Origin of the sequence: Rhodococcus sp. Leaf247 (assembly GCF_001426185.1) — a bacterium.
In the GTDB taxonomy this organism is placed as follows: domain Bacteria; phylum Actinomycetota; class Actinomycetes; order Mycobacteriales; family Mycobacteriaceae; genus Rhodococcoides.
In genome coordinates this window covers 1,669,304-1,692,397 of record NZ_LMRP01000001.1, presented here as the reverse complement: position 1 = coordinate 1,692,397, position 23,094 = coordinate 1,669,304, and the positions used below count along the sequence as shown (strand labels likewise).

The 23,094-nt window shown below is 68.0% G+C and carries 25 protein-coding genes and 1 riboswitch; of the genes, 22 read left to right on the top strand and 3 right to left on the bottom strand.

Translation table 11 applies throughout. From position 1 onward, the window contains the following. Positions 1 to 114 precede the first annotated feature (114 nt). Positions 115 to 231, top strand: a riboswitch (SAM riboswitch). Positions 232 to 287: 56 nt separating this feature from the next. Further along, positions 288 to 1,538 (top strand): aminotransferase class V-fold PLP-dependent enzyme, encoded by a 1,251-nt coding sequence (locus tag ASG64_RS07930; RefSeq protein WP_056071787.1) that lies wholly within the window; start codon positions 288 to 290, stop codon positions 1,536 to 1,538. Between the two features lie 123 nt (positions 1,539 to 1,661). Continuing rightward, entirely contained in the window at positions 1,662 to 2,102 is a 441-nt protein-coding gene (locus tag ASG64_RS07925; RefSeq protein WP_056071783.1) for a hypothetical protein, read from the top strand. Here the strand turns inward: ASG64_RS07925 and ASG64_RS07920 are convergent, their stop codons facing one another. Continuing rightward, positions 2,103 to 2,585 (bottom strand): YbaK/EbsC family protein, encoded by a 483-nt coding sequence (locus ASG64_RS07920; protein WP_042574221.1) that lies wholly within the window; start codon positions 2,583 to 2,585, stop codon positions 2,103 to 2,105. Positions 2,586 to 2,657: 72 nt separating this feature from the next. Here ASG64_RS07920 and ASG64_RS07915 point away from each other — a divergent pair, with 72 nt between their 5' ends. Then, on the top strand, positions 2,658 to 3,509 hold the full coding sequence (locus tag ASG64_RS07915; RefSeq protein WP_056071780.1) for a crotonase/enoyl-CoA hydratase family protein: 852 nt from the start codon (positions 2,658 to 2,660) through the stop codon (positions 3,507 to 3,509). 18 nt (positions 3,510 to 3,527) lie between these two features. Here ASG64_RS07915 and ASG64_RS07910 read toward each other — a convergent pair whose 3' ends face one another. Together ASG64_RS07910 and ASG64_RS07905 are read right to left on the bottom strand one after the other, a co-directional pair. Then, positions 3,528 to 3,980: a histidine kinase gene (locus ASG64_RS07910; protein WP_056071777.1), complete on the bottom strand. Its 453-nt coding sequence runs from the start codon at positions 3,978 to 3,980 to the stop codon at positions 3,528 to 3,530. Positions 3,981 to 4,143: 163 nt separating this feature from the next. Continuing rightward, entirely contained in the window at positions 4,144 to 4,635 is a 492-nt protein-coding gene (locus ASG64_RS07905) for an inorganic diphosphatase (RefSeq protein WP_042574218.1), read from the bottom strand. A gap of 146 nt (positions 4,636 to 4,781) precedes the next feature. Between ASG64_RS07905 and dacB the strand changes: the two genes are divergently transcribed. The 19 genes from dacB to lysS all read left to right on the top strand — a co-directional run bounded on the left by dacB (position 4,782) and on the right by lysS (position 23,047). Continuing rightward, positions 4,782 to 6,173: a D-alanyl-D-alanine carboxypeptidase/D-alanyl-D-alanine endopeptidase gene (gene dacB, locus ASG64_RS07900; RefSeq protein ID WP_056071773.1), complete on the top strand. Its 1,392-nt coding sequence runs from the start codon at positions 4,782 to 4,784 to the stop codon at positions 6,171 to 6,173. Between the two features lie 35 nt (positions 6,174 to 6,208). Further along, the gene (locus tag ASG64_RS07895; protein WP_056071770.1) at positions 6,209 to 7,240 is read left to right on the top strand and encodes a zinc-dependent metalloprotease; all 1,032 of its coding nucleotides are present in this window, start codon (positions 6,209 to 6,211) and stop codon (positions 7,238 to 7,240) included. Next, on the top strand, positions 7,237 to 8,235 hold the full coding sequence (gene tilS, locus ASG64_RS07890; protein WP_156388292.1) for a tRNA lysidine(34) synthetase TilS: 999 nt from the start codon (positions 7,237 to 7,239) through the stop codon (positions 8,233 to 8,235). The genes ASG64_RS07895 and tilS overlap by 4 nt, the downstream gene beginning before the upstream one ends. A gap of 10 nt (positions 8,236 to 8,245) precedes the next feature. Further along, positions 8,246 to 8,800, top strand: coding sequence for a hypoxanthine phosphoribosyltransferase (hpt, locus tag ASG64_RS07885; RefSeq protein WP_042574214.1), 555 nt, complete (start codon positions 8,246 to 8,248; stop codon positions 8,798 to 8,800). A gap of 5 nt (positions 8,801 to 8,805) precedes the next feature. After that, on the top strand, positions 8,806 to 10,152 hold the full coding sequence (locus ASG64_RS07880; protein ID WP_056071765.1) for an amidase: 1,347 nt from the start codon (positions 8,806 to 8,808) through the stop codon (positions 10,150 to 10,152). Between the two features lie 228 nt (positions 10,153 to 10,380). Continuing rightward, the gene (ftsH, locus tag ASG64_RS07875) at positions 10,381 to 13,029 is read left to right on the top strand and encodes an ATP-dependent zinc metalloprotease FtsH (protein ID WP_082518216.1); all 2,649 of its coding nucleotides are present in this window, start codon (positions 10,381 to 10,383) and stop codon (positions 13,027 to 13,029) included. A 113-nt stretch (positions 13,030 to 13,142) separates the two neighbouring features. Further along, positions 13,143 to 13,721 carry a GTP cyclohydrolase I FolE gene (gene folE / locus ASG64_RS07870; RefSeq protein WP_042574283.1) on the top strand — a complete coding sequence of 193 codons (579 nt, stop codon included), beginning with the start codon at positions 13,143 to 13,145 and terminating at the stop codon, positions 13,719 to 13,721. 47 nt (positions 13,722 to 13,768) lie between these two features. Continuing rightward, positions 13,769 to 14,596: a dihydropteroate synthase gene (gene folP / locus ASG64_RS07865; RefSeq protein WP_056072918.1), complete on the top strand. Its 828-nt coding sequence runs from the start codon at positions 13,769 to 13,771 to the stop codon at positions 14,594 to 14,596. After that, entirely contained in the window at positions 14,593 to 14,958 is a 366-nt protein-coding gene (folB, locus tag ASG64_RS07860) for a dihydroneopterin aldolase (RefSeq protein ID WP_042574211.1), read from the top strand. The genes folP and folB overlap by 4 nt, the downstream gene beginning before the upstream one ends. Further along, positions 14,955 to 15,443: a 2-amino-4-hydroxy-6-hydroxymethyldihydropteridine diphosphokinase gene (gene folK / locus ASG64_RS07855; RefSeq protein ID WP_056071762.1), complete on the top strand. Its 489-nt coding sequence runs from the start codon at positions 14,955 to 14,957 to the stop codon at positions 15,441 to 15,443. The genes folB and folK overlap by 4 nt, the downstream gene beginning before the upstream one ends. Further along, positions 15,440 to 15,907: a DUF3180 domain-containing protein gene (locus ASG64_RS07850; RefSeq protein WP_042574209.1), complete on the top strand. Its 468-nt coding sequence runs from the start codon at positions 15,440 to 15,442 to the stop codon at positions 15,905 to 15,907. Before folK ends, ASG64_RS07850 begins: the two co-directional genes overlap by 4 nt. A 59-nt stretch (positions 15,908 to 15,966) precedes the next feature. Next, positions 15,967 to 17,145, top strand: coding sequence for a DUF6779 domain-containing protein (locus tag ASG64_RS07845; protein ID WP_042574208.1), 1,179 nt, complete (start codon positions 15,967 to 15,969; stop codon positions 17,143 to 17,145). Between the two features lie 114 nt (positions 17,146 to 17,259). After that, the gene (locus ASG64_RS07840) at positions 17,260 to 18,174 is read left to right on the top strand and encodes a Rossmann-like and DUF2520 domain-containing protein (protein ID WP_056072915.1); all 915 of its coding nucleotides are present in this window, start codon (positions 17,260 to 17,262) and stop codon (positions 18,172 to 18,174) included. Next, positions 18,171 to 19,100: a pantoate--beta-alanine ligase gene (panC, locus tag ASG64_RS07835; RefSeq protein ID WP_042574207.1), complete on the top strand. Its 930-nt coding sequence runs from the start codon at positions 18,171 to 18,173 to the stop codon at positions 19,098 to 19,100. The genes ASG64_RS07840 and panC overlap by 4 nt, the downstream gene beginning before the upstream one ends. Positions 19,101 to 19,127: 27 nt before the next feature. Beyond that, positions 19,128 to 19,568, top strand: coding sequence for an aspartate 1-decarboxylase (gene panD, locus ASG64_RS07830; RefSeq protein ID WP_056071759.1), 441 nt, complete (start codon positions 19,128 to 19,130; stop codon positions 19,566 to 19,568). Next, positions 19,568 to 20,362 carry a type III pantothenate kinase gene (locus ASG64_RS07825; protein ID WP_042574205.1) on the top strand — a complete coding sequence of 265 codons (795 nt, stop codon included), beginning with the start codon at positions 19,568 to 19,570 and terminating at the stop codon, positions 20,360 to 20,362. Before panD ends, ASG64_RS07825 begins: the two co-directional genes overlap by 1 nt. 173 nt (positions 20,363 to 20,535) lie before the next feature. After that, a complete protein-coding gene (locus ASG64_RS07820; protein ID WP_327212886.1) occupies positions 20,536 to 21,048 on the top strand; it encodes a cysteine dioxygenase in 513 nt (170 codons plus the stop codon). A gap of 11 nt (positions 21,049 to 21,059) precedes the next feature. Further along, positions 21,060 to 21,482 carry a rhodanese-like domain-containing protein gene (locus ASG64_RS07815; protein WP_056072909.1) on the top strand — a complete coding sequence of 141 codons (423 nt, stop codon included), beginning with the start codon at positions 21,060 to 21,062 and terminating at the stop codon, positions 21,480 to 21,482. Positions 21,483 to 21,529: 47 nt separating this feature from the next. Beyond that, on the top strand, positions 21,530 to 23,047 hold the full coding sequence (gene lysS, locus ASG64_RS07810; protein ID WP_056071757.1) for a lysine--tRNA ligase: 1,518 nt from the start codon (positions 21,530 to 21,532) through the stop codon (positions 23,045 to 23,047). Positions 23,048 to 23,094: the final 47 nt, after the last annotated feature.

Below are 23,094 nucleotides of genomic sequence, written 5' to 3'. Positions count from 1 at the left end.
GTGACGACACGTTATTGCACGGCTAGTTTGCGGGTTGGTGAACAACTCTGCTGTACGGCCGACACGACGAGAAGGAGTTGACAACTCGCGCTCCGCTTTGCCATTCTGCTCTCAGGTCACGAGTACCAGCATCAAGCCCCGGCTAGCTGGTCGGCAACCCTCCTCCGCGGTGGGGTGCTCCGGGTGACGACCAGGCTGCGTTCCGAGCACGGGACGCCGCAAGCGCGGATCGACGCTCACCTACTCGGCTATCGCCGTGCGTCGATCCCTCGACGGAGGGATTTCTCATGACCAGCACCCTGCAACGCCCGATCGCGTCGATCCACGGCAGCGAGCACGAGGTCACATGCACCGACGGACGTGTCGTCCGCTGTGCGGATTTCGATTACGCGGCGAGCGCCCCCGCACTGGACAGCGTCGTCGATCGAGTGCGAGATGTGTTGCCCTACTGCGCAAGTGTGCATCGAGGCGCCGGATACAAGTCGCGTGTCTGCACCGCGGAGTACGAGGCCGCTCGGAACACCGTGCACGCGTTCTGCGGAGCGGACGACGACGATGTCGTGGTGTTCACCCGCAACACGACCGACGCTCTGAACTTGTTGGCGCGCTGCGTCCCCGGGGACACCGTGGTGCTGGACATCGAGCACCACGCGAACCTTCTTCCCTGGCGCAATCGCCGTGTGGTGCGGTCCGCGACCACGGTGCGCGAAACCCTCGAGCGTTTGCGAGCGGAGTTGGCATCGAAACCCGCTGCGCTGCTGGCGATCACCGGAGCATCCAATGTGACCGGTGAAGTACTCCCACTGGCGGAACTGGCATCGCTCGCGCATTCGTTCGGCGCGCGGATCCTCGTCGACGGTGCTCAGTTGGTTCCGCACCGTCCGGTGGACCTCACCGCGACCGGAATCGACTACCTCGCCTTCAGCGGCCACAAGCTCTACGCACCGTTCGGTGCCGGAGTGCTTGTGGGACGCCGTGATTGGCTCGATGTGGCAGAGCCCTACCTGGCTGGTGGGGGAGCGACGCAGCACGTCGGAATCGACGACGGCCGCGAGAGCGTCGACATCCGGTGGGCCCCGTCGCCGGCGCGACACGAGGGCGGCACGCCGAACCTGCTGGGAGCGGTAGCGCTCGCCGCAGCGTGCGACGAGATCGAGCGCATCGGTTTCGGCGCCGTCGCCGACCACGATCACGAGTGCACCGCGGCGCTGATCCGCGGCCTGAGCGCGGTGGACGGGGTGCAGGTCCTGCGTGTCTGGTCCGACTCGGAGGACATCGTCGGCATTGTCTCCTTCGCAGTGGCCGGCGTCGATCCATCCGTCCTGGCCACGGCGCTCGCCGACGATCACGGCATCGCGGTGCGTGCCGGCAAGTTCTGCGCGCATCCGTTGCTGGATCGTCTTGGTGTCTCCGGCGGCGCCGTCCGCGCGAGCATCGGCCTGGGTACGACGCACGGAGACGTCGACCGGCTCGTCGAGGCCGTCGCTGTGACGTGCCTCTCACTGCGGCGCCGGGCCACGACCGGCTCGTTAGCATGAGCAGCGTGATGAGAGGTGGGTTGTGGCATCGGCGACACGTCGACTACTGCCGCGCCACATCGAGTGCGTGTCCGGTCCGCTGACCACCCGACACGCTCGCCTCATCGACTGACTGGATCTCCCATGACCACCGTTCCACTCGACGCCCTCGTCGCTCTCGACCCGTCCGTAGCCGCGCAGGGTGCCGACATCGCTCCGCTGCAGTCGGACATCGTGCGCTTCTCGGCGGCGGACCTGTCCGAGGCGCAGAACAAGTACGCGCGCCTCAAGGCGGACCACCCCGACTCGCGCGTGTTCGTCGATCTCGACGTCCACATCGCATCCGATGCCCGTACGGCGCGTCGAGACGTGCTCGCGTCGGAGACGAAGCCCCGCGACGGCGTGCTGCAGTACGTCGGAACCGCGTCCGGGCTCGCAGGTCTCATCGCGGACATCGTCGCGGTCGATGTCGCGGACGGCGTGATTCTGCGGCCCATCGTCGATCGGTCGGCCGACGATGTCGTGCGGTCCATCGACGCCGATGTCGTTCCTGCACTGGCGATCCGGCGCGTTCGAGCGTCCTGATCAGACGTCCGGGCCGACGTCCACGGCCAGCCCGGCGGTGATGCGCAGCAACTCCGAGTACGTCGTACGGAACGTCGTGTTCGGGTGGCCCGCTGCCGCCCACAACTGCGGGAAAGCCGCGAGGGCGGTGTCGACGTAGGTGGGCAGGTTGGTGGGGTGACCCACCGGAGCGATACCGCCGACGGGTTGGCCGGTGGCGTCCTCGGCCACGTCGCGTGGTGCTCGGGTAAGGATGCCCTCGACGCGTCGGCCCGTGGCGTCGAGGTCGACGTTGTGGGCGCCGGACACAAGAAACAGCACCGGATCGTCGTCGAGAAGCATCACCAGTGACTTGGTCACGGCGCCCAGCTCGATCCCGCTCGCCGCAGCCGCCTGACGTGCGGTGTGCATCGGTTCCGGCCGGGTCACGACGACGCCGTGGTGGCCGCGCGATATCAGGACGTCCGCGACGTGGGCCGCGCCGGGATGAGGAATCCGGGTCATGGTCGAAGGATATCGGCCGCGGCGGCTCGTCACCGGGTACTGGCCGTCCGGTGTGCTGACTATCCTTCGAGGATGACTACTGCCTATTCGACAGCCCCGTCCGGTGACGCGTGGAAAGCCTTCACCGTGACAGCCGAGAACCACGTCGCGACGGTGACTCTCGTCGGTCCCGGCAAGGGCAACGCGATGGGGCCGGACTTCTGGTCCGAGCTGCCGCTGATCTTCTCCGCGATCGATGCCGATCCGGAGGTTCGTGCAGTCGTACTCGCGGGATCGGGACGCAACTTCAGCTACGGCCTCGACCTCCCCGCCATGGCCGGCGACTTCGGAGCCGTCATGGGTGACAAGGCTCAGGCCGGTCCGCGCAGCACGTTCCACGACATGATCAAGCGGATGCAGGCGTCGATCAACGCTGTCGCCGATTGCCGCAAGCCCGTCGTCGCCGCCGTGCAGGGGTGGTGCATCGGAGGTGGCATCGACCTGATCTCGGCGGCCGACATCCGTTACGCCAGTGCCGATGCGAAGTTCAGTGTCCGCGAGGTGAAGGTGGCCATCGTCGCCGACATGGGGTCATTCGCGCGACTGCCCGCCATCATCGGCGACGGTCATCTGCGGGAGTTGGCACTGACGGGCCGCGACATCGATGCGGCGCGCGCACTTCATATCGGCCTGGTGAACGACGTCTTCGACGACGCCGACGCGATGCTGGATCATGCTCGTCGCACCGCGGCCGAGATCGCCGCGAACCCGCCCCTGGTGGTGCACGGGATCAAGTCGGTGTTGGACCACAATCGCGTTGCGGCCGTGGACGATTCGTTGCGATACGTCGCAGCGTGGAACGCCGCGTTCCTGCCGTCCGAGGACCTGGCCGAAGCGATCACGTCCGTCTTCGAGAAGCGCCCCCCGAACTTCACGGGAAAGTAGACGGCCGGAGCGGCCCGATCAGCGGAAGGCGCTCTTCGGGTCGTTCCACAGCTGGTCGGTGAAGTCCTCGAGAACGACCAGCACGACGGAATCCTCCGCGCGACGCAGGATCGACTTGCTGGCGCGCACCTGCAGGATGTCGCCCTTCGAATCGCTCATGCGCCACAGCGAATCCGCGCGGGTAGCGACGGTGGTCAGAAAGGTCTCGGCGATGTTGACGCCGAGCGGCTCGCTCGCCGGAAAGATGTCCTGGAGCGACAGTGCGTCGTCCGAGCGCGGGTTCTCTTCGTCGAAGCCCATGAGCTCGTCGAAGGCCTCGTTGGCGAACACCACGGAACCGCCGGGCTCGACTGCCAGCACCGGGACGGGAATGCGGTCCAGCACCACGGTGACCGGCAGTGACGGGAACTGAGTAGGGGTGGAGATAGCCTCCGAAGAGGAGTTTCTCCGGTCGCTGACAGCGTCACTCATCGCTCGTACCGCACCCTATCGTCGTCGATCGCGTCGTCGGTGTATCCGTCGATGTCTCTCGTGGGCATCTCCACCGGAGACGTCCGGGAGCGATGCTATCAGCGGAGCATGCAACCCGGACCGAAGAACAGCCAGGGTCCGGGTTGCCTGCGCGAACGGTGGATCAGTGGGCGCCGTTGTTCTTCAGACGCTCGATCGACGCGGTGACCTCGGCTTCGGCTTCCGCGCGGCCGACCCAGTCGGATCCGGTGACGTGCTTGTTGGGCTCGAGGTCCTTGTAGTGCACGAAGAAGTGCTCGATGGCGTCGAGTTCGAACTTGGAGACGTCCGACAGATCCTGGATGTGATCCCACCGCGGGTCTCCCGCGGGAACGCACAGCACCTTGTCGTCGCCGCCGGCCTCGTCGACCATCTTGAACATTGCGACCGGGCGGGCCTCGACGAGGACGCCGGGGAAGACCGACTCGGGCAGCAGGACGAAGGCGTCCAGCGGATCGCCGTCCTCACCCAGGGTGTTCTCGATGAAACCGTAGTCCGCGGGATATCCCATCGCCGTGTAGAGGTAGCGGTCCAGGCGCAGACGCCCGGACTCGTGATCGACCTCGTACTTGTTGCGCTGACCCTTGGGGATCTCGATGGTCACGTCGAACTTCACGTGCTCTTTCCTTTGCTCGGTGGCCACGTTCGTCTGGCGGCGCCCTGTTCACAGGCACCGGTGGTCAGACAGTAACCGTCCGCCCAGTCTCGGTTCGAGTGAAGGGTCGATAGGCTGCAGCGAGTGACCGACGAGCGAGGAGTGACGTGAGTTCAGGTAAGCGTCCCACCGGGCCGAGGCTCCGCACGCGGATCGGACTGGTCGTCGCGGCGCTCGCGATCCTCGTCGCGGCCGTGGTGGGCGTCGCTCTGATCACCCCGACGTTCATCGACGACACGGGTACCGACGTGGCGCTCGCACCGGAACCGGCGCCGATTCTCCCGGCTCCGGCGGTGGTCCCCGTGTCGCCGGACGCTCCCGTGCCGAGTCCCGCGGGACTGCAAGCGGTCTTGACGCCGGCGTTGCAGAACCCGGACCTCGGCCGCTTCACCGGCACCGTCGCCGATGCCGCCACCGGGCAGGTGCTGTGGAGCGTCGACGCGGACTCCCCGATGACTCCGGCGTCGACGACGAAGATCCTGACCGCCGCCGCAGCGATGATGGCTCTACCCGCCGATCACCGTGTCACCACGAAAGTGGTTGCCGGCGAAGCGCCCGGTCAGGTCGTCCTGACCGGCGAGGGAGATCCGACCCTCACCGCGGAGCCTGTCGGCCGACCCGGTTTCTACGACGGCGGTGCGCGTATCGACGATCTGGCCGAGCAGATTCGCAAGACCGGGACGGCGGTCACCTCGATCGCCGTCGACGGCAGCGCGTACACCGGGCCGTCGTCCGCGCAGGGCTGGTTCCCGGCAGACGTCGCCGCGGGATACATCGCTCCCATCGAACCCGTCACGCTCGACGGTGGACGCAGCGTTCCCACCGTGGACGAATCGCCGCGCAGCGCGACTCCAGGCCTCGATGCGGGCCGAGCGCTCGCGCGCGCCCTGGGCCTCGACCCCGCGATCGTGACGGACGGGCGGGCTCAGCAGGGAGCCGGATCGCTCGCGACCGTGCAGTCGGCGCCGCTGCGGCAGCGACTCTCCCAGATGCTCGGGTTCTCCGACAACGTCCTCGCCGAGGCCGTCGGCCGCGAGGTGGCGGAGTCGCAGGGCGGCCCGGCCTCGTTCGACGGCGCGACGGCAGCCGTGCTGAGCGTGCTGACGAAGAACGGCGTGGACGTGTCCGGTGTCGTCCTCGAGGACACCAGCGGTCTGTCCGTCGACAATCTGATCCCGTCGCGCGTCCTCGGGCAGATCGTCACGACGGCAGCCGGCGGCGGCGAGCAGACGCTGCGTCCGATGCTCGACTACCTCCCCGTGGCCGGCGCCACCGGCACTCTCGCCGCCCGGTACGCCTCCGGCGACCGCACCGCGGCCGGCTGGTTGCGGGCCAAGACGGGAACGCTCTCGACCGCCAGTGCGTTGGCCGGATACGTCGTCGATCAGAGTGGTCGCGTCCTGACCTTCGCTCTCATGTCCAACGATCGGCCTCCCGAGGTCGGTCGACCCGCGCTCGACGCGCTCGCGTCGACGCTCAGGTCGTGTGGGTGTACGTGAGCGAGCAGGCGATCCGAAGAGGGTAGGTACGCGGTATGGGTGATTCCGGTGTGATCGATTGGGGTTTCGCCGCGCGGTCGGGAGCCCGGTTGGCTCCGAGCGGTCCGAAGATGACGCGGTACACCGAGGACGCCGCGCTGGCCGAGTTGGCCGACGCGTCCGTTCGAGCGGAGGGCCCTGTCCGTGAGGTCACCGGACTGGCCGACGGCCTCCCCGTTCCCGCTGCTCGGGTCATCGACCGGCCGGAGTGGATCGAGGCGGCGTCGGAGTCGATGAGACACCTGGTGAGCGTCACCGACGGGGGATCCGACGAGGGGTCGTCCTTCCTCGGCGGCAAGCCCGGCGGACTTCAGGCAGGTGCGATGCTGGCGTTCCTGTCGACGGCGATCCTGGGGCAGTACGACCCGTTCACCGGTCCCGACGGCACGCTGCTGCTGGTGGCGCCGAACATCGTTGCCGTCGAACGATCCCTGCGACTGCGACCCAGCGACTTCCGCCTGTGGGTGTGCCTGCACGAGGTGACGCACCGCGTCCAGTTCTCGTCGTCGCCCTGGTTGGCGACGTACATGAAGGACACCGTCGGAGTGCTGCAGGACGGTGCCGACGAGCCGATGTCCGACGTCGTCGCACGGTTGACCGAGGCGGTCCGCGCCCGAGGTCGCAGCGGCGGTGACGGCGGCATCATCGGGCTGCTCCGCGCGACGCAGGCACCGGCGCAGCAGGAGGCTCTCGACCGGCTCCTGGTGCTCGGAACGTTGCTCGAGGGCCATGCCGACCACGTCATGGATGCTGTCGGTCCCGCCGTCGTGCCGTCGGTGACGGCCATCCGGCAGGCCTTCGACCGCCGGCGGACCCGCAAGCAGAACCCGGTGCAGCGCATCCTTCGCGCCCTGCTGGGTATGGATGCCAAGATGGCGCAGTACGTGCGCGGCAAGGCGTTCGTGGACGCCGTGGTCGAGCAGGTCGGGATGGAGCAGTTCAACACGATCTGGACCGATGCCGACACCCTGCCGTTGATGTCGGAGATCGAGTCCCCCGAGCGGTGGACGGCGCGCGTACTGGGATGACAGGGCAGCCGCCGCACTTCCCGGAGGGGCCGAATCTGCTGCTCGTCCGGCACGCAGTCCGGTCGTGGATCACCGATCGATCCGTGAACGGCACTGTGTGCGTCGGTCTTTCGGGCGGAGCGGATTCCCTGGCGCTCACCGCCGCGTGCGTCGCGGAGGGTCTTCGAGTCAGGGCAGTGGTGGTGGATCACGCTCTGCAACCCGGGTCCGCCGACATCGCGGAGGCCGCCGCGGAGCGAGCGCGCGACCTGGGATGCGACTCCGCGGAGGTCGTGACCGTCGTCGTCGACGGTCCCGGCGGGCCCGAGGCGGCCGCGCGACGGGCGCGGTATGCGGCGCTGGGCTCCGTTCGCGGCGAGTTGCCGGTCCTTCTAGGACACACGCTCGACGACCAGGCCGAAACGGTTCTCCTCGGTCTCGCCCGCGGATCCGGTCCGCGCTCGCTGCGCGGGATGGCCCCGTGGGATGCGCCCTACGGCCGCCCCCTGCTCGGAGTGCGGCGGAGTGCCACGGTCGGTGCGTGCGCGGAGCTGGGACTCGACCCGTGGCAGGACCCGCAGAACACCGACCCCTCGTTCACCAGGGTCCGGCTGCGTCACGAGGTGCTCCCGTTGCTGGAGGACGTGCTCCGTGGCGGGGTCGCCGACGCGCTGGCCAGAACCGCCGAGCAGCTGCGGGAGGACGGTGACGTGCTCGACGCGCGAGCTGCCGAGCTGCTGGACCTGACCGTCGACCACGGGGCGCTGGAACTGGCGCCGTTGTCCGACGTTCCGGCCGCGATACGCCGTCGTGTCGTACGCGAGTGGTTGGGTACTCATGGAGTGCCGGTGCGCAGCGACGGACAGCTGCGAGCGGTGGACGAACTGATCGGGCGGTGGCGCGGGCAGGGCGGCGTCGCGGTGGCCGGCGGCACTCACGGCGAGAGGTTGGTTGCGGTGAGGCGACGTGGCAAGCTCCACCTTGTCCGGCAGACAGACCGAACCAGGCTCGAATGAAGGGACACCCGTGTACGAGGGCGACATCGCATCGATCCTGATCTCCGAAGAGGAGATCGAAACGCGTATCGCCGAGCTGGCCGAGGAGATCGCCCAGCGCTATCCCGTCGGTGGGCCCGAAGGCGATCTGTTGCTCGTCGGAGTCCTCAAGGGCGCCATCATGTTCATGACGGATTTCGCACGCGCCCTTCCCATTCCGAGCCAGCTCGAATTCATGGCGGTCAGCTCGTACGGGTCGTCGACGTCGTCGTCGGGCGTCGTGCGGATCCTCAAGGATCTCGACCGCGACATCCACGGACGCAACGTGCTCATCGTCGAGGACATCATCGACTCCGGGCTCACGCTGTCCTGGCTGATGAAGAACCTCACCACCCGGCAGCCCGCCTCCCTCGAGGTGGTCACCCTGCTGCGCAAGCCCGACGCGGTCAAGGTCGACGTCGAGGTCGCCAACGTCGGCTTCGACATTCCCAACGAGTTCGTCGTCGGCTACGGCCTCGACTACGACGAGCGGTATCGCGACCTTCCCTACATCGGACTACTGGAACCGCGGGTCTACGGAGGCTGACTGCCATGGTGGCGACAGGTGGAGCACGGACGGCGACCGAGATCGCGGGGGACGTCAGGTCCGGCCGCGTCCAACCGGCTGCCGTCGCGCAGCAGGCGCTCGACGCCATCGCCTCTCGCGACGGCGCGATCGGAGCGTTCGTCGAGGTCCGGCCCGACGAGGTTCTCCGTGAGGCCGACGCCGTCGCGGTCCGGGCCGATCTGCAGTCGCTCCCGTTGGCCGGTGTGCCCGTCGCGATCAAGGACAACGTCTCCGTCACCGGCTACCCGATGCGCAACGGATCCGTTGCCACCTCACCGGATGCCGCGACGTCGGACCATCCCGTCGTGGCACGCCTGCGTGCGGCCGGCGCCGTCGTCGTCGGACTGACGTCGGTCCCGGAACTCTGCCTCTGGGGCGCGACGGACGGCGCGCGCGGTATCACCCGGAACCCGTGGAACCTCGACCTCACACCCGGCGGATCGTCCGGTGGTGCCGGCGCTGCGGTGGCGTCGGGAATGGTGCCGATCGCGCACGGGAACGACGGTATGGGATCCATCCGCATCCCCGCCGCGAACTGCGGACTCGTCGGTATCAAGCCCGGGCGCGGGGTGGTCCCGTCGCAGCTGGGGCGCAACTCGTGGTTCGGGATGTCCGAGAACGGTCCGCTGACCACGACGGTCGCCGACGCGGCCCTGATGCTGTCGGTGATGGCCGACGATCCGTCGTTGGCCTACGTCGACCGGCCGGAGTCCGTCCGGATCGGTGTCGCGGTCGGCTCACCGTCGCCGGTGGTCCGGGTCGACGAACACTTCCGCCGGGCGACCCTGGACACCGCACGACTTCTCGACGGCGACGGTCACCGCACGACGACCGCGGAGCTCCCGTATCCGGCGAGCCCGCTCGGTCAGATCGCGAGATGGACCGCCGGCGGCGCCGACGACGCGACAGGACTCGACCGCTCGGCCCTGCAGAAGCGGACGCGTCGTCACATCGCGGTGGGGCGCCGGTTGGAACGGTTGGTGAAGCCGTCGCAGATCGCATCTCTGGAACGGCACATGCGGACGTACTTCACGGACGTCGACGTGGTCCTGACGCCCGCCCTGGCGACACCGCCCATCCGTGCGATCGACTGGAGCACCCGCGGCTGGCTCGCCAACATGGCGGCCAACATCCGGTACGCGCCGTTCGCCGCTCCCTGGAACCTGCTCGGGTGGCCGGCGATCAGCGTTCCTGCCGGTATCCACCCGGAGTCGGGCACTCCTCTCGCCGTGCAACTCGCGGGGCCGCCGGGGTCGGAGCGCCTGTTGCTGGCGTTGGCCGCGCAGATCGAGCTGGCCCGTCCGTGGCCACGGACCGCCCCTGTGAGGTAGTGGTCACCACGCCTGCGACATGGTCGCGGCGGGAACCGAGGGGGCTCCCCGGTCGTTGTCCGGATATCGCGCTCCGCCGAGCCGTCCGCATCCGCGGTAACCTGGCTTGTCCGGTGCGCAGTCGGCGTGCGGCTTTGCCGCGTTCGTCGACGTCCACAGTTCGATCCGAATATTCGACTACGACTAACACCTGTTCGTGAGTCCTACTGCCATCGAGGGCGACGCTGTATGAATCGCAAGACTTTGTTCCGCAACCTGGCGATAGTCGCCGGCATCCTGCTGGTGATCTTCGCCTTCAGCTACTTCGGCGACGACACCCGTGGCTGGAAGGGCGTCGACACCTCTGTCGCGATCGCGCAGCTCGACGACCAGAACGTGTCGTCGGCGCAGATCGACGACCGCGAGCAGCAGGTCCGCCTGACGCTGAAGAGCGGCAACGCGGCCACGGACAACTCGACGCAGATCATCGCGCAGTATCCCGATGCGGTGTCCCAGCAGGTCTTCGACAAGGTCGCTCAGTCCGGTGCCGAGAGCTACGACACCCAGGTCACTCAGGAGAGCTGGTTCACCTCGATCCTGGTGTTCCTGCTGCCGATGATCATCCTGCTCGGCATCTTCGTGTTCGTCATGTCCCGCATGCAGGGCGGCGGTCGCGGCGGTGTCATGGGCTTCGGCAAGTCCAAGGCCAAGCAGCTCACCAAGGACATGCCCAAGACGACGTTCGCCGACGTGGCAGGGGCGAACGAGGCCGTCGAGGAGCTCTACGAGATCAAGGACTTCCTGCAGAACCCGGCTCGCTACCAGGCTCTCGGTGCCAAGATCCCGCGCGGCGTGTTGCTCTACGGCCCTCCCGGAACCGGCAAGACGCTGCTCGCCCGCGCTGTCGCCGGTGAGGCCGGTGTCCCCTTCTTCACCATCTCCGGCTCCGACTTCGTCGAGATGTTCGTCGGTGTCGGTGCGTCGCGTGTGCGTGACCTCTTCGAGCAGGCCAAGCAGAACAGCCCGTGCATCATCTTCGTCGACGAGATCGACGCCGTCGGACGTCAGCGTGGCGCCGGTCTCGGTGGTGGCCACGACGAGCGTGAGCAGACCCTCAACCAGCTGCTCGTCGAGATGGACGGGTTCGGTGAGCGCACCGGCGTCATCCTGATCGCCGCGACGAACCGCCCCGACATCCTCGACCCCGCGCTGCTGCGCCCCGGCCGCTTCGACCGACAGATTCCCGTCGGCGCTCCCGACCTCGCAGGACGCCGCGCGATCCTCGCGGTGCACTCGAAGGGCAAGCCGATCGCGCAGGACGCCGACCTCGAAGGTCTGGCGAAGCGCACCGTCGGTATGTCGGGCGCGGACCTCGCGAACGTCATCAACGAGGCCGCACTGCTGACCGCTCGCGAGAACGGCACCGTGGTCACCGAGGCTGCTCTCGAGGAGTCGGTGGATCGCGTCATCGGCGGACCTCGCCGCAAGAGCCGCATCATCAGCGAGCACGAGCGCAAGATCACCGCGTACCACGAGGGTGGTCACACCCTCGCTGCGTGGGCGATGCCCGACATCGAGCCGATCTACAAGGTCACCATCCTCGCCCGCGGCCGCACGGGTGGACACGCGATGACGGTGCCGGAGGACGACAAGGGCCTGATGACGCGATCCGAGATGATCGCTCGACTCGTCATGGCGATGGGTGGCCGCGCCGCCGAGGAGCTCGTCTTCCACGAGCCCACCACGGGAGCATCGTCCGACATCGATCAGGCGACGAAGATCGCTCGCGCGATGGTCACCGAGTACGGCATGAGCAGCAAGCTCGGCGCCGTCCGCTACGGCCAGGAGCAGGGCGATCCGTTCCTGGGCCGGTCGATGGGCGTGCAGTCCGACTACTCGCACGAGGTCGCTCGCGAGATCGACGGCGAGGTGCGCAACCTCATCGAAGCCGCGCACACCGAGGCGTGGGCCATCCTGAACGACTACCGCGACGTCCTCGACATCCTGGCCACCGAGCTGCTCGAGCGCGAGACACTCACCCGCAAGGACCTCGAGAAGATCTTCACCGGCGTCGAGAAGCGTCCCCGCATCACCGCGTTCAACGACTTCGGTGATCGAGTTCCGTCGTCCAAGCCGCCGGTGAAGACGCCGCGTGAGCTCGCGACCGAACGCGGCGAGCCGTGGCCGCCCGTCTCGACGGTGAAGCAGCCCAGCTACGCCGGCAACGGTCAGGGCAGCTCGGAGCCCGACGCGCATGCGCGCAACGGGTCCAACGGTCACGGACAGAACGGCCATGGCCAGAACGGACACGGTCAGAACGGTCAGGGTCAGAACGGTCAAGGTCAGAACGGTCAGGGCGGTGCTCACCGCGGTGGGCGTCCGGGACCGTCGCTTCCCGACTACGGCGCACCCGCAGGGTGGTCCGCACCCGGTTGGCCTCCGCGTGAGAACGACGCTCCGCACTACCCCGAGCCGCAGGGCTACGGCCAGCCCCAGCCCTACGGGCAGCCGCAGGGGTATGGGCAGCCGCAAGGCTATGGCCAGCCGCAGGGCTACGGGGAACCGCAGGGTTACGGGCAGCCGCAGGGCTACTCGGAGCCGCGCTACCCGGAGCCGCAGTACCCGGAGCCGAGGCCGTACCAGGAGCCCGAGCCGCAGCCCTACCAGGAGCCGTTCGGCCAGCAGCCCGATCAGGGCTACGACAATCCGGGCTACGACAACCAGGGTTACGGGAACCAGGGGTACGGAACCCCGGCCCAGCCCGAGCCCCGGTACCGCAACCCTCAGAATCCCGAGGGCCAGTACCAGCCTCCGCGTGGAGAGTCCGAGGATCCTCAGCCTCCGCAGGAGAACCGACCTCCCGAGACCCAGCGGTGGGAAGGGCCGGACGCGCGCTAAGGTCTGCGCTCGCTCCTTCCCGACAACTATCGCGCCTCCCCGAAGGGACCCCCGTGTCCGTCAACCATGCCGATCAGACCGATGCACCCACGAATTCCGAGCCGCTGTCGGTCATGTCGGGTCGAGCATTCGACCAGGCGCGCGCCGAAGCAGCCGTGCGTGAGTTGCTGCTCGCGGTGGGTGAAGACCCCGAGCGCGAGGGACTGCGCGACACACCCGCTCGTGTCGCCCGCGCGTACAAGGAAGTCTTCGGCGGACTCTTCGTGGATCCGGACGAGGTCCTCGGCACCACGTTCGACGAGTCGCACCGTGAACTCGTCCTCGTCCGCGACATCCCCATGTACTCGACGTGCGAACACCACCTGGTGTCGTTCCACGGCGTCGCGCACGTGGGCTACATCCCCGGCAAGTCCGGCCGGGTGACGGGCCTGTCCAAGCTGGCGCGCGTCGTCGACCTGTACGCCAAGCGTCCCCAGGTCCAGGAGCGACTCACCTCCCAGGTCGCGGACGCGATGATGCGCAAGTTGGAGCCACGGGGTGTCATCGTCGTGATGGAGGCCGAGCACCTGTGCATGGCCATGCGAGGCATCCGGAAGCCGGGCGCCAGCACCACCACGTCCGCGGTGCGCGGTGTGTTCCAGTCCAGCGCGGTCTCACGGTCCGAAGCGCTGGATCTCATCCTTCGCAAGTAGGACGTCGGCACGTGTTCACGCTTCCGCGTCGCGACGGCCCCGTCGTCATGGGCGTCGTCAACGTCACCGCTGATTCCTTCTCCGACGGTGGCCGCTACCTCGACGTACACGCAGCGGTGCAGCACGGCCTCGACCTGCATGCCGCCGGTGTCGACATCGTCGATGTGGGCGGAGAGTCGACCAGGCCCGGCGCAGATCGTGTCGACCCGGTTGTCGAAGCGCGACGTGTAGCACCGGTGATCGCGGAACTCGCGGCACAGGGCGTGTGCGTCAGCGTCGACACGATGCGGGCGTCGGTCGCGGAGTCCGCGATCGAGGCCGGGGTGTCCATCGTCAACGATGTGTCCGGTGGGCGGGCCGATCCGAACATGGCGGGAACTGTCGCCGACGGCGGTGTCGCGTGGGTGCTGATGCACTGGCGATCGAATGTCGACTGGACTCACCGGCCCGGTGCGGCCGAGGAACACGACTACGGCGACATCGTCGAGGACGTGCGGGCCGGTCTGCTGCACCAGGTCGACGCAGCCGTCGCGGCAGGAGTCGACAGTGAGCGCATCGTGCTCGACCCGGGCCTGGGATTCGCGAAGAACGCCGATCACAACTGGGCTCTGCTCGGTCGGCTCGACAGGTTGATCGACACCGGGATCCCGGTCCTCGTCGGGGCGTCGCGCAAGAGATTCCTGGGCACCCTGCTTCAGGAGGACGGGGTACCGAGACCTCCGCACGAACGAGATGCCGCGACCGCCGCCATCTCCCTGCTCTCGGCCGAGGCCGGCGCGTGGGGAGTCCGGGTGCACGATGCGCGGAGCACACTGGACGCACTGGCCGTCCATCGCCGGTGGCACACCGCGACCAGGAAGGAAGGCACGACATGACGGATCGGATAGAGCTGCGCGGCTTGACAGTTCGCGGCAATCACGGTGTCTTCGATCATGAGAAGCGCGACGGACAGGACTTCGTCGTGGACCTGGTGGTGCACATGGATCTGGCGCCCGCCGCGTCCTCGGACGACCTCGCCGACACGGCGCACTACGGCGAATTGGCGGAGGCTGCTGCCGCTGTCATCGCGGGACCGACGCGCGATCTCATCGAGACCGTGGCGGGTGAGATCGCCGACGGTGTCCTGAAGGATCCACGCGTCGAACGCGTCGAGGTCACGCTCCACAAGCCGTCCGCGCCGATCCCGTTGACGTTCGCGGACGTCGCGGTGGTGCTGACGCGGTCGAGGCCGGCGTGAGTCGGGCAGTGCTGTCGATCGGCAGCAACATCGGCGATCGTGAAAGTCACCTCCGCGGCGTGGTCGACTCGCTCGGCGACGCCGTCGTCGGTGTGTCGTCGCTGTACTCCACCGCGCCGTGGGGTGGTATCGATCAGCAGGACTTCCTCAACGCGGTCGTCGTGGTCGACGATCCGGACCTGGACTGCTGGGGCTGGCTGCTGGCCGGTCAGGAACTCGAGCGCATCGCTCACCGCGAGCGGGTCGTGCGGTGGGGTCCGCGAACCGTGGATGTCGATGTGATCGTGTGCGACGACGTGTGCAGCGACGATCCCGAGTTGATACTTCCGCATCCCCGCGCTCACGAACGGGCCTTCGTCCTGGTTCCCTGGCTCGACGTCGAACCCGATGCGACTCTCGGTGACACGCCCGTCCGTGAGCTGCTGGAGAAGTTGCCGGAGTCCGAACGCGTCGGCGTTCATCCGACGGACCTGCGCCTGACGTGACGGCTACACGCGTGCGAGACCTGCTGGCTCTCGCGGTCCTCGCCGGGGTGGCGACCTGGATCCTCGTCTCGACCTTCTACGGGTCGGTCCCGCCGGTGTCACCGTTCGCGGGGGCGTCGCTGTATCCCGTCGCGGCGCTGCTGGTCGGAGTCGGACTCCTGGTCCGATCGCGGGTTCGCGGTCGACGCGTGGGCCCCGGCCCCGGTCAACTGCATCCGATCACGGTGGCGCGTGCCGCTGCTCTCGCGAAAGCCGCGGCACTGGTCGGCGCTGCTGCCGCCGGAGTGTGGGCCGGGTTCCTGGTTCACCTGCTGCCGCTGCGGTCGACATTGCGCGCTGCGAGCGAGGACACGCCGGGGGCCGTCGTCGGATTGGTGGCCGGTATCGCGGCCGTCGCCGCCGCGCTGTGGCTCGAACACAGCTGCCGAACTCCCGACGACACACCCGACGAGCCCGCACAGTGAGACACCCCGGTCATGCTTGGTGAAGTGCGACAGCACGTCGAGCCGTTACCCTGGGAATCATGACGGACACAGGGCGACCCAAGGCCAACCGTCGCACGAAGCGCGGCGAGAACCACACAGCGCTCGCCGGTCTGGTGCTTCTCGGTGTCATCGCCAGCGTCCTGCTCATTCTCAGTGACAGTGTTCCGCTTCTGCGAGTAGGTATCGTCGCCGCCCTCTGGGCCGCGATCCTCGGTGCGTTCGCGATGACCAAGTACCGACGCGACGCCGCCGTCGACCAGATGAAGGCCCGCGATCTCCAGACCGTGTACGAACTCCAGCTCGAGCGCGAGATCGCCGCCCGCCGCGAGTACGAGCTGGGTGTCGAATCACGCGTGCGCGGTGAGATCGGTGCGGATGCGGACGAGATGCGCGCTCTCCGTGCGGAATTGGCGTCGTTGCGGCGCAGCCTCGAGATGCTGTTCGACGGGGAGCTGCCCGACGACCGCGCCGCCATCGCCGGTGAGGCGCTGCGCATGCGCGAGTTGGCGGACCGCTCCTACAGTGGGTACGAGCCCGCTCCGTCCGGTCTGTACGTGCCGGGCTCACGCGGGCGCCCCCCGAGTTTCGCGCCGGATCCCTCGTACGGACCGGCCGGCTTCGCGACGCCGTTCGACGACCCGGTCACCGCGGAGACCTCGGTCATCGGTGGCGAGTTCGACCACGACGGAACGTTCCACCCCATGCCGCAGGCCGGCCGAGTACCTCAGAACGCGCAGACGGAGGCTCGCACCCAGCAGGCGCCCGTTCCGCAGTGGATCCCGTCGAACCATCGCGCCGACAGCGTTCCCGCCGCCCCCGAGCCGGAACCCCTACCCGAGCCCGAACCTCTGCCCGAACCGGAACCCACGCCCGAACCGGAGTCCACGCCCGAACCTTTGCCGGAACCCGAGCCCACGCCCGAGGTGACGCCGCCGGTCGAGCTTCCCGCCGACGAGGAGCCGGCTGAGGTCGTCCCGGTGGACGACACCCCTGTACTCGACAACCCTGTGGACGACACGCCTGTGGCCGAGCCCGCGAACGACGCGCCGGCGGCAGGTGGCCGACGCCGCCGCGCGGAGCCGGACGAGGACTCCGACGCTGCGGACCCCGGTTCGGGTGCCCATTCGAGCGGTCGGTCGGTCGCCGACATTCTTGCCGGCATGGGAAGCGGCGACGCGTCCCCGTCGGCCGGACGCCGTCGTCGTCGAGCGGACTAGTCACCTGCCGGTGTGACCGGCGTCGCATGGCGACAGCTCGGGTTCGGCCGCTACTGTTGGCCCCGTTGGTCCGGTACCCGCCGAGCGGGACTGGAACGAACCCCCGAGAGGACGATCTTGACCTCCGATCCTGCTCCCGCGCGCCTGTCCGTGGGTGTCGTGTCCGCGGGCCGTGTCGGTACCGCCATGGGCGAGGCGCTCGAGCGCGTCGGCCACGTGGTGTTCGGATGTGCGGCCGTCTCCGACGCGTCCTTGCGCCGTGCCGAGTCCCGACTGCCCGACGCCGTGGTGATGCCCGCCGTCGATGTCGCTCGCCGCAGCGAACTGCTGCTTCTCGCCGTTCCGGACCAGGAACTCGACGCCCTGGTGCGGGGGCTCGCGAGCACCGATGCGGTCTCGCCCGGAACTCTGGTGATGCACACGTCGGGCGCCAACGGCGTCGACATTCTCGCGCCGCTCGCCGGACGCGGTGTCGTCACGATGGCCGTGCATCCGGCGATGACGTTCAGCGGACAGCCCGAGGACACCGACCGGTTGTCGTCGGCCTGCTTCGGTATCACCGCCGGTGACGAGATCGGTCAGGCCATCGCGCAGGCGTTGGTGCTCGAGATCGGCGGCGAACCCGTCGGGGTGCGGGAGGACGAGCGGACGCTGTACCACGCTGCCCTCGCGCACGGTTCGAATCATCTGGTCACCTTGGTCGCCGACGCGCTCGATGCTTTGCGCAGTGCGTTGTCGGCCACGGAACTGACCGGGCAGCAGCCGATCGAGCAACGTCCCGGAGGCGTCGCGGAGCGCGTCATGGCTCCACTTCTGTCCGCAGCTCTGGACAACGTCCTGCGCAGTGGGCAGAGCGCGCTCACCGGCCCGGTGGCGCGCGGGGACGGAGCCACCGTCGAGAAGCACCTGGACGTCCTCACGGCTCTGGACCCGAGGATCGCCGAGGGCTATCGAGCTCTCGCGCTTCGTACTGCCGAACGCGCCGGGGCGGATCAGTCCATCGTGAACATCCTGAGGAGGAACTCGTGAGCACACTCGACGGTGCCTATGTGCCGGGGGAGACGACGGTGCACCATTCGCCGGCCGTCGTCGGCGCCGTGACGCGTGCGCTGCGGTCCGCTGGTCGCCGCGTCGCCTTGGTGCCCACGATGGGCGCGCTGCACGCGGGACACGTGCAGTTGATGGAGATGGCGAAGCGCAGTGGCGCCGTGGTGGTGGTCTCGATCTTCGTCAATCCGTTGCAGTTCGGTGCGGGCGAGGACCTGGACGCGTATCCGCGCACCCTCGACGCCGATCTCGACATCCTCCGCCGGGCAGGTGTCGAGCTGGTCTTCGCTCCCAGCGTCTCGGACATGTACCCGAACGGCCCGCGCACCACCGTTCATCCCGGACCCCTGGGCTCCGAGCTCGAAGGTGCTTCGCGCCCCGGCCATTTCGCGGGCATGCTGACAGTGGTGGCCAAGTTGCTCAACATCGTGCGTCCGACGGCGGCCTACTTCGGCGAGAAGGACTACCAGCAGTTGGTGCTCATCCACCAAATGGTCCGTGACCTGGACATGGACGTCGACATTCTCGGTGTTCCGATCGTACGGGAGTCGGACGGGCTCGCACTGTCCTCGCGCAACCGGTACCTCGACGAGAACCAACGCTCGATCGCCGTGGCGTTGTCGGCCGCGCTGGTCGCGGGCACGCACGCTGCGGAGGGCGGGTCCGATGCCGTTCTCGCTGCGGCGCAGTCGGTTCTGGACTCGGTGCCGGAGATCGACGTCGACTACCTCGAGGTGCGAGGCGCGGACCTGCGTGACGCGCCGGAGGAGGGCGACGGACGACTGCTCGTCGCTGCGCGTGTGGGCAGCACCCGACTCCTGGACAACGTCGGCGTGGCCCTGGGAACCGGCTTCCAGGGCCGCGATCCCGAATCAGCCGATGCCCAGCGCCATCTCGGCCATTCCTGAACACCCGACTCGAACAGGACCCACACCATGCTCCGCACCATGATGACGTCGAAGATCCACCGCGCCACCGTCACGCACGCCGATCTGCACTACGTCGGATCCGTCACCATCGACCAGGACCTTCTCGACGCCGCCTCGTTGCTCGAAGGCGAGCAGGTGACCATCGTCGACATCGACAACGGTGCCCGCCTCGAGACCTACGCGATCGCCGGACAGCGCGGCTCCGGTGTCATCGGGATCAACGGTGCCGCAGCGCATCTGGTGAAGCCGGGGGACCTGGTCATCATCATCGCCTACGGCATCCTCGATCCTGTCGAACTCGAGTCGTACGCGCCGAACGTCGTGTTCGTCGATGCGGACAACCGGCCTGTCCATCTGGGGTCCGACCCGGCGGACAGCCCCGCCGGATCCGGGCTGATCTCACCCCGCACTCTCGGACCCGCGACGCGTGACACGGTCACCGTCTGATGTTGCTCACCGTCGACGTCCGCAACACCAACATCGTGCTGGGGGTGTTCACGGGTAGTGGGGACCATGCACGTCTGACGCGTCAGCGGCGGATGCGGACGGACGCATCGATGACCGCGGACGAGTTGGCGTTGACGTTCGGCGGATTGCTGGGAACCGACGTCGAGACCATCACCGGGGTGGCCGCGCTGTCGACTGTTCCGTCGGTGCTGCGCGAGATCCGCACGATGCTCACCCGGTACTGGTCGCATGTTCCGCACGTGGTCGTCGAGCCGGGTGTCCGCACGGGTGTGCCTCTGCTGGTGGACAATCCGAAGGATGTCGGGGCGGACCGCATCGTCAACAGCCTCGCCGCCCACCACCTCTTCGGTGCGCCGTGCATCGTCGTCGACTTCGGGACGTCCGTGTGTGTCGACGTCGTCTCCGCGAAGGGCGAGTTTCTCGGGGGGTCCATCGCTCCAGGCCTCGAGATCTCCATGGACGCCCTCGCGTCGCGGTCCGCCGCTCTCCGGAAGGTCGAATTGCTCAGGCCCCGAGGGGTTCTGGGTAAGAACACGGTCGAGGCCATGCAGTCGGGTGCGGTGTTCGGCTTCGCGGGTCTCGTGGACGGCATCGTGGACCGCATCTGCCGCGAAGTACCGGGGTTCGACGGGGACGACGTCGTCGTCGTGGCCACGGGGGACAGTGCTGCGTTGATCATGGACGACTCGTCGTCGATCGACCGCCTCGAACCCGATCTCACGCTCGAGGGTCTGCGTCTGGTCTACGAGCGCAACCAGGCACGCAGGCGCTGACGGTCGGATCGGTGGAGGTGGCGCGTCGTCACGAGGTGTGCCACACTTTCCACGTGACTCATCGCACGGGAACTCGGGAGTGTTGTCGGGGCTGACGCCTGCCCTGATTCGTCACCACACCTTCCTGGAGTTCTGCCGTGCTGTCCCCTTCTGTTGCTGTACCCGTCTCTCTCGTGTCCCCGACGCCTCTGCGTCCGGCGGACCTCCTGCGCCTCACCGATCAGGGTGCGGCCGACGTCCTCGACGGCCGCCACGATGCTCTGCTGCCCCCGGGCGGAGTGTTCCCCAGATCCGAACGATGGTGCGTCCGTCTGCATTCGGACGATCTGGTCGATCTCTGGCTGATCAGTTGGGTTCCCGACAAGTCGACCGAACTGCATGATCACGCCGGCTCCCTCGGCGCCCTGACCGTGCTCAGCGGGTCCCTGAGCGAATATCGCTGGAACGGTGACGGGTTGCACCACCGTCGGCTCGACGCGGGGGACCAGGCGTCGTTCCCGCTGGGCTGGGTCCACGACGTCACCCACGCTCCCGCCGGCGATCCGATCACGGTTACCGGTCCGACGCTGAGCGTGCACGCCTACTCGCCGCCGCTCACCGCCATGTCCTACTACGGGATCTCCGACAACGGCGGTCTGCGTCGTGTCCGCTCCGTTCTGACCGATCTTCCCGAGGGAGACGCCTGATGAGTACCGCGATCACCATCGACGACATGCTCGCCCGCGCTCGATCGACCTACCGCCGCACCGAGGTGTCCGATCTTGCCGACGCGGTCGCCCGCGGCGCGGTCCTGGTCGACATTCGTCCGCAGGCCCAGCGGGCAGTCGAAGGCACGATGCCGGGTGCCTTGGCCATCGAGCGCAACGTCCTGGAATGGCGCTGCGACCCGACCAGCAGTGCCCGCCTGGCCACCGCTGTCGACCACGACGTCGAGTGGATCATCCTGTGCTCGGAGGGATACACATCCTCGCTGGCGGCCGCCGCGCTCCAGGAACTGGGCCTGTGGAAGTCGTCCGACGTCGTCGGGGGATACCGAGCCATCATCGCTGCCGGCCTGACCGGCGTCGTGAGCAGTGCTCGGCATTGCCTCCGTGAGGGTCGCGCACTCGTCTCGCACTGACGCCGTGAAGTTTGTCGGCTATCGCGGTTTCTATAGGCTGACCATTCGTGACCGACGCCCAGCCTGCACATGATCAGCACGACGACATCCCCGAACAGGTCCGCATCCGTCGCGAGAAGCGCGCGCGGCTGATCGAGTCCGGGCGCGAGGCCTACCCGGTGTCGGTGGGGCGGACACACTCGCTCGCCGAGGTCCGGGCCGCCCACCCGGCACTCGAGCCGGACACGCACACCGGCGACCAGGTCGGCGTCGCCGGGCGCGTGATCTTCCTGCGCAACACCGGCAAGCTGTGCTTCGCGACTTTGCAGGACGGCGACGGAACCCAGCTGCAGGCCATGATCTCCCTGGCGGGCGTCGGTGAGGATGCGCTCGCTCTCTGGAAGTCGGACGTGGATCTCGGCGACATGATCTTCGTGCGCGGGGAGGTCATCAGTTCCCGCCGCGGCGAGCTGAGCGTGATGGCGGAGGAGTGGGCAATGGCCGCGAAGTCGCTGCGGCCGCTCCCCGTCGCCCACAAGGAGATGAACGAGGAATCGCGGGTCCGTCAGCGGTACGTCGATCTGATCGTCCGCCCCGAAGCGCGGGAGAACGCCCGGCGACGCGTCTCGGCCCTGCGCGCGCTGCGCGACGGACTCGAACGGCGCGGGTTCCTCGAGATCGAGACGCCGATGCTGCAGACCCTGCACGGCGGCGCCGCGGCGCGCCCGTTCACGACGCACTCGAATGCGCTGGACATCGACCTGTTCCTGCGGATCGCACCGGAGCTGTTTCTCAAGCGTGCCGTCGTGGGAGGGATCGATCGCGTCTTCGAGATCAACCGCAACTTCCGTAACGAGGGCGTCGACTCCACGCACTCGCCGGAGTTCGCGATGCTCGAGACGTACGAGGCCTATGGAACGTACGACGACTCGGCCGTGATGACGCGCGAGCTCATCCAGGAGGTCGTGCAGTCCGTGTACGGGACTCTCGAGGTGACATTGGCAGACGGATCGTCCTACGACTTCTCCGGCGAGTGGACCACCATCGAGATGTATCCGTCGCTGTCGGCGGCCATCGGGACCGAGGTGACCCCGCAGACGTCGCTCGACGACCTGCTGGCGTTGGCCGACCGCGTCGGCCTCGCGGTGCCGTCGGGCAAGGGCTGGGGCCACGGCAAGCTCGTCGAGGAGTTGTGGGAGCACAGCTGCGGCGACCAGTTGCACACTCCGACCTTCGTGCGGAACTTCCCGGTGGAGACGTCCCCGCTGGTGCGTGCGCATCGCAGCATCCCCGGTGTGGTCGAGAAGTGGGACCTCTACGTTCGCGGTTTCGAGCTGGCGACGGGCTACTCCGAGCTGATCGACCCCGTCGTCCAGCGGGAACGGTTCGTCGACCAGGCCAGGTTGGCGTCCGCCGGCGACGACGAGGCGATGGTTCTGGACGAGGACTTCCTGACGGCGATGGAGTACGCGATGCCGCCGACAACGGGTACCGGAATGGGCATCGATCGGCTTCTGATGGCTCTGACCGGCCTCGGTATTCGCGAGACCATCCTCTTTCCAATGGTGCGTCCGGACCGAAGTTGACCTTCCGCATTTAACATTCCGGACCGCGGGTGGTCGACTCGCCGGAA

Excerpts from the sequence above, each read along its gene's own strand:
- panD (WP_056071759.1), top strand. The coding sequence starts at position 19,128 with ATGCTCCGCACCATGATGACGTCGAAGATCCACCGCGCCACCGTCACG.
- tilS (WP_156388292.1), top strand. The coding sequence starts at position 7,237 with ATGACAGGGCAGCCGCCGCACTTCCCGGAGGGGCCGAATCTGCTGCTC.
- folP (WP_056072918.1), top strand. The coding sequence starts at position 13,769 with ATGGGCGTCGTCAACGTCACCGCTGATTCCTTCTCCGACGGTGGCCGC.
- ASG64_RS07825 (WP_042574205.1), top strand. The coding sequence starts at position 19,568 with ATGTTGCTCACCGTCGACGTCCGCAACACCAACATCGTGCTGGGGGTG.
- ASG64_RS07930 (WP_056071787.1), top strand. The coding sequence starts at position 288 with ATGACCAGCACCCTGCAACGCCCGATCGCGTCGATCCACGGCAGCGAG.
- ASG64_RS07915 (WP_056071780.1), top strand. The coding sequence starts at position 2,658 with ATGACTACTGCCTATTCGACAGCCCCGTCCGGTGACGCGTGGAAAGCC.
- ASG64_RS07925 (WP_056071783.1), top strand. The coding sequence starts at position 1,662 with ATGACCACCGTTCCACTCGACGCCCTCGTCGCTCTCGACCCGTCCGTA.
- ASG64_RS07880 (WP_056071765.1), top strand. The coding sequence starts at position 8,806 with ATGGTGGCGACAGGTGGAGCACGGACGGCGACCGAGATCGCGGGGGAC.
- ftsH (WP_082518216.1), top strand. The coding sequence starts at position 10,381 with ATGAATCGCAAGACTTTGTTCCGCAACCTGGCGATAGTCGCCGGCATC.
- ASG64_RS07895 (WP_056071770.1), top strand. The coding sequence starts at position 6,209 with ATGGGTGATTCCGGTGTGATCGATTGGGGTTTCGCCGCGCGGTCGGGA.
- ASG64_RS07845 (WP_042574208.1), top strand. The coding sequence starts at position 15,967 with ATGACGGACACAGGGCGACCCAAGGCCAACCGTCGCACGAAGCGCGGC.
- ASG64_RS07910 (WP_056071777.1), bottom strand. The coding sequence starts at position 3,980 with ATGAGTGACGCTGTCAGCGACCGGAGAAACTCCTCTTCGGAGGCTATC.
- folE (WP_042574283.1), top strand. The coding sequence starts at position 13,143 with ATGTCGGGTCGAGCATTCGACCAGGCGCGCGCCGAAGCAGCCGTGCGT.
- folB (WP_042574211.1), top strand. The coding sequence starts at position 14,593 with ATGACGGATCGGATAGAGCTGCGCGGCTTGACAGTTCGCGGCAATCAC.
- ASG64_RS07920 (WP_042574221.1), bottom strand. The coding sequence starts at position 2,585 with ATGACCCGGATTCCTCATCCCGGCGCGGCCCACGTCGCGGACGTCCTG.